This window comes from Mycobacterium sp. ACS4054, from assembly GCF_001667275.1.
Taxonomy (GTDB): Bacteria; Actinomycetota; Actinomycetes; order Mycobacteriales; family Mycobacteriaceae; genus Mycobacterium.
Genome location: NZ_LZHV01000080.1, coordinates 1 through 612, shown reverse-complemented (window position 1 = coordinate 612; position 612 = coordinate 1). Strand labels below are relative to the sequence as shown.

At 70.1% G+C, this 612-nt stretch carries 1 protein-coding gene; it reads right to left on the bottom strand.

All coding sequences use genetic code 11. From position 1 onward, the window contains the following. Nucleotides 1-612: AMP-binding protein (locus A5730_RS24000; protein WP_156745914.1), on the bottom strand; the 612-nt coding region annotated here is incomplete at both ends.

Sequence of the window (612 nt, the reverse complement as noted above, 5' to 3'; positions counted from 1 at the left end):
CAGGGTGTCGAACAGGCGGGTGATGTTGTGGTGGGTGACCGCCACCCCCTTGGGCACCCCGGTGGTGCCCGAGGTGTAAATAATGTGCGCCACCTGCTCGGCCCCGGGATCGGGCAGCGCGGTGTCGGGGCGGGTGTCAATGGCGGGGTCGGCGATGTCCACGACGGTGAAGTCGCGCCCGCCCAGCCGTTGGCGTAACTCGCTGGTGGTCAGCACCGCGATCGGAGCGGCATCGCCCAGCACAAAGTCGATGCGTTCGTCGGGCAGCGCGGGGTCGATGGGCAGGTAGGCCGCCCCGGTCTTGAGTACCGCCAGGATCGCGATGATCGCCTCGGCCGACCGCGGCACCAGCAGCGCCACACACTGCCCCGGGCCGGCGCCGTGATCGATCAGGAAGTGCGCCAACCGGTTTGAGGCCTCATCGAGTTGCCGGTAGGTCCACGACCGGCCCGCGCAGCCCAACGCCACCGCCGCCGGGACCCGCGCCACCTGCGCGGCGAACAACCCCGCAACCGAGTGCTCCACCACCGACCGGCCCAACACCGCCCGATGACCCCACCCATCCAGCCGGTCCCGCTCACCCTCCTCGAGCACATCAATCGCCGACAACCT